Source organism: uncultured Leptotrichia sp. (assembly GCF_938036635.1).
Classification (GTDB): domain Bacteria; phylum Fusobacteriota; class Fusobacteriia; order Fusobacteriales; family Leptotrichiaceae; genus Leptotrichia; species Leptotrichia hongkongensis.
This window is the reverse complement of the sequence record NZ_CALHQO010000408.1, coordinates 1-2,862: the sequence shown is the minus strand read 5'-3', so window position 1 is coordinate 2,862 and position 2,862 is coordinate 1. Positions and strand designations below refer to the sequence as shown.

The 2,862-nt window shown below is 23.5% G+C and carries 4 protein-coding genes; all 4 read left to right on the top strand.

Annotated features, from left to right (window positions below; translation table 11 throughout):
- The first annotated feature begins 126 nt into the window (after positions 1–126).
- The 4 genes from Q0370_RS08235 to Q0370_RS08220 all read left to right on the top strand — a co-directional run bounded on the left by Q0370_RS08235 (position 127) and on the right by Q0370_RS08220 (position 2,631).
- Positions 127–279 (top strand): hypothetical protein, encoded by a 153-nt coding sequence (locus Q0370_RS08235; protein WP_172617471.1) that lies wholly within the window; start codon positions 127–129, stop codon positions 277–279.
- The gene (locus Q0370_RS08230) at positions 279–1,040 is read left to right on the top strand and encodes a protein rep (RefSeq protein WP_299574490.1); all 762 of its coding nucleotides are present in this window, start codon (positions 279–281) and stop codon (positions 1,038–1,040) included. Before Q0370_RS08235 ends, Q0370_RS08230 begins: the two co-directional genes overlap by 1 nt.
- Positions 1,041–1,261: 221 nt before the next feature.
- Positions 1,262–1,480, top strand: coding sequence for a helix-turn-helix transcriptional regulator (locus tag Q0370_RS08225; RefSeq protein ID WP_012806494.1), 219 nt, complete (start codon positions 1,262–1,264; stop codon positions 1,478–1,480).
- Positions 1,481–1,566: 86 nt separating this feature from the next.
- The gene (locus tag Q0370_RS08220; protein ID WP_299574486.1) at positions 1,567–2,631 is read left to right on the top strand and encodes a site-specific integrase; all 1,065 of its coding nucleotides are present in this window, start codon (positions 1,567–1,569) and stop codon (positions 2,629–2,631) included.
- Positions 2,632–2,862: the final 231 nt, after the last annotated feature.

The following is a 2,862-nucleotide window of genomic DNA, read 5'->3' as shown; positions in this document are numbered from 1 at the left end:
CTCTTCCGATCTCTTCTATTATTAATTAGTATTAAACAAAAGAGAAAAAATTTATAAAAAAATAACAATAAAAAAATGTAGTTTATTCCAAAAGAAAAGGTAGAAATTTTAAAAGGAGTGAATTTTATGAAAAATAAAAGTTTAGAAAAAGAGGCAATTGAAAAACATTGTCTTGAATGCTGGGATGATGATAAGGAAAAAGTTTTAAACTGTCCCTATAATAAATGTCCTTTGTGGAAATTTAGATTAAAAGAAGAGAAGAAAGGAGAAAAGAATTGATGAAAATAGATACAGAAAAAGTGATAGAAGAGAGGGAAAATTATTATTTAAAGGCTCTTGAATGGTATTCTGAATATGGAATAATATCAAAGTCTGAATACAGCAGTATTAATACTTGTTTTAATAATTATATTGAATGCCACGAAAACTCAATGAAATTTACTAAAAATTTAAGATGTAAACGGAGAAGCTGTCCTATATGTGATGAAATAGACAGAAGTGCCAAATATTTTGAAATAATGAAGAAAATAGAAAATTTTAAAAATAGATATTTGATATTTATACTAACAATAAATGGAAAAAATGTTGAAATTGATGATAGAAATAAATTACAAAATGAATTAAATGTAGTAAGAATAAACTTTAATAAATTAGTCAAAAGTCCTTTTTTAAAAAATATCGTAAAAGGATATTTAAGAGTAATGGAAGTAGCTTATAATCCTGAAAGAAATTCTTTTCTTCCTCATTTACATATCCTGCTATTTACAATAAAAGGGATATACAAACATTTTAAAATGAAAGAATTAAAAGAAATGATACAGACTAAATGGAATATTCTAAATGGATTTAAAACCAATGTTCGTTTAGAAAAATTAGGTACAAAAGAAAAAGTGCAAAAAACTGTATCTTATTTAACTCATTCTAAAAAGAAAAGATTGAAAAATTTTTTTGATAATGATGAAAATAAGACAATCCTTTCTGCTTATCTAAATATTATAAAAAGGAAAAGGATGTATCATTGGAGTAAATTTAAAGAATAAGAATACTTCCTGTCAGACTTAGCCCCTTTGATTGATAATAACGAATCAAAAAAAATAATTTTATGCAATAAATTTTTAAATTATTGAAAGCTATAAACAGAAAATATATCTAAAATACAAGTTAAAAATCAAAAAACGTAATATATAAAAATTTGCAACTTATTTTAACTTATTTTAGCTAAAAATATACTAATAAAAATAGAGAAAGTAGAGTGGTAAATATGAATTTAGAAGATAAGAGGTTAGTATACTATACATTGAAAAGTAGAATTAGAAAGAAGAAATTGAACTATAAAGAAATATCAAAAAAAATGAATATATCAGAAAGTGGACTAAATAAAAAAATGAATGGAAAAAATTTTTTTACACAATCAGAAATATATGAATTAAAAGAATTGTTAGAATTGAGTAATGATGAATTGGTACAGATATTTTTTTAAATAAATATATTGCAATGAAAGAAAAATAATATTAAAATTATAAAGCAGATAATGCTTTTTAGTTGGATTTTCAGAATGGAGAAAATATGAAAAAGTATAAAAATGCAAATGGTACAGGGAGTATAACAAAAGTTAAAATAAATAGAACGAATCCTTTTAGAGTTAGAGTTACTAATCCTGTAACTAAAAAAAGACATTCTTTGGGATATTTCAGTACTAAAAAAGAAGCAACAGAAATATTAAATAAATATTTTAATAATCCTTACAATTTAGAAAATCATAGAATTAAATTTAAAGATTTGTTTGAGTTATTTAAAAACAGTAAAAAAGATATTGTTGCCAAAAATACTTTGAACAGTTACATCAATAGTTTTAAACGATGTAAAGAATTACATAATCTGGTTTTTAAGGATATTAGCACCCCAGTATTGCAAAATCTAATAAATGATTTAAATTGTAGTATTTCAACTAAAAGTATAACAAAAGGATTTTTAAAAATTTTTTGGGACTATGCGAGAGAAGTAGACATATTGGAAAAAAATAGAGCAGAATTTATAAATTTACCAAAAGAAACTGAAATCAAAGAAAAAAAACCTTTTAATTATGATGAAATAGAAAAATTATGGGAAAACACGGATATAATATGGGTAAAATATATTTTAATTATGATTTACACAGGTATGAGAATCGAGGAAACTGTTGAATTAAAAAAGGAAAATGTAGATTTATATGAGGGATTTATACACGGTGGAAATAAAACTAGAAAAGGGAAAAATAGAAGCATACCTATTCATAAAGATATATTTGAAATTATAAAAGAGCTTTATGAGAACAGTCCAACAGATTATTTAATATACAATGATAAATGGATATTCAGTAAAAAAAAGAATCAGAATAAGCCTTTAAGAAAAAATTATTTTCGTGAGAAATTTTATAAAACATTGGAAACTTTAAAAATTAATAAACATAAACCTCACGATTGCAGAAAAACACTAGCGACACTTATGAGTAATCAAAAAATAAATAATATTGTGATAACAGATATAATGGGACACGAAAATATTGCGACAACAAAACAATATTATATTCAAACAGATAAACAAAAACTAAAGTTATCAATGAATAGTTTAAATTTTAGAAAAACTTCATAGAAAGCCTTAATTATAGGCTTTTTTCTTGACATTAGTTTTAGTCCAACGCTAGTCCAACGGGCAAGGTAAATGAGTACCTTTTTTGGAAAAATCACAAATAAATAAAAAATCTTAAAAAATGAAAAAGGTAACTGAATACCTTTTTGGTACTGTATTACCTTGCTTTGTAAGAAATGGTATAAAAAAATATGCTACCCTTGTGATAGCATATTTAAAAAGGAGTTTTGAAGA